The organism is Streptococcus parasanguinis (assembly GCF_001578955.1).
In the GTDB taxonomy this organism is placed as follows: domain Bacteria; phylum Bacillota; class Bacilli; order Lactobacillales; family Streptococcaceae; genus Streptococcus; species Streptococcus parasanguinis_U.
This window is the reverse complement of record NZ_KQ969695.1, coordinates 9,277-10,235: the sequence shown is the minus strand read 5'-3', so window position 1 is coordinate 10,235 and position 959 is coordinate 9,277. Positions and strand designations below refer to the sequence as shown.

Sequence of the window (959 nt, the reverse complement as noted above, 5' to 3'; positions counted from 1 at the left end):
GAAACCGTCAGAATAAAGTTGAAGAGTTAAAAGCTAAAGAAAGTCAAATTAAGGATGAAATTTCTAAATTAAAGACTAACTTAGTTACTTTAGAAACACTTTTGGATCGTCTTGAAAATGCTGATGCATATTTGAAGAAAGCAAAAGAAGCATATGACAATGCAGTTGAACAGCACCGTTTAGCACTTGAGAATGTAGCAAGAGAGGAAGCTAAACTTAAAACACTTCTACAAGATCAATTGGATGCAACTGCACAATATGAAGCTGTTAGGGAAGCCTATTTAAATACTCGTACAAGACAAAGCGAAGTCTTTAACGATAAAGTAGATCACAAGATGATTTCTCTTAATCCTGCGTTAGAAAAGAGTATATCAGAAAATACTTCTAACGAACAAGTATATAGCTATGCTGGAAATCAAGCTAAATATGCTGCAAATAGAGCCTTGCCTAATACAGGTTCAATTGAGAATTGGTTAGTGTTTGCAATGGGAATTGTTCTTTGTAGTTTTGGTATTTCAGTATCACGGAAACAGCGTGATTAATAAAAGCTGGTAAGTATTTCTTATTGTAGTAATGAATAAAAGTTTATCATTCAAATTTTGATTTTTTACTAATGATTTTAGTGAAACTAGGTATATGAAAAAAATAATTAATATCTTTAGATATTTATAGGAGGAAAAATAATGAAAAAAATTATTGCTTTAGTTGTTTTAGTACTTGCGGTTGCCGGTGGGGTATTCTTTTTCTTGAATCAAAATTCAGGACCAGAGAAGCAAATTATTGGTACTTGGTATGATAGTAAACACGATTCAACTATCGTTTTCAATAGCGATAAAACACTAGAAGTAACAAATAATAAAGACGAATCTAGAGATGGAACTTGGAAAATCGCTGGAAAATATGTCAAATTAAAGGTTTCTAGTGCAGCGGGTGCTAAAGCTGAATTACCTGGAAAAGAT

Annotated in this window: 2 protein-coding genes; both read left to right on the top strand. The window is 32.0% G+C overall.

All coding sequences use genetic code 11. The features are described from left to right. On the top strand, nucleotides 1-542 hold a 542-nt coding region (locus SPADD19_RS12985; protein ID WP_241496585.1), incomplete at its 5' end, for an LPXTG cell wall anchor domain-containing protein. Between the two features lie 141 nt (nucleotides 543-683). Then, nucleotides 684-959: hypothetical protein (locus SPADD19_RS10670; RefSeq protein WP_061455971.1), on the top strand; the 276-nt coding region annotated here is incomplete at its 3' end.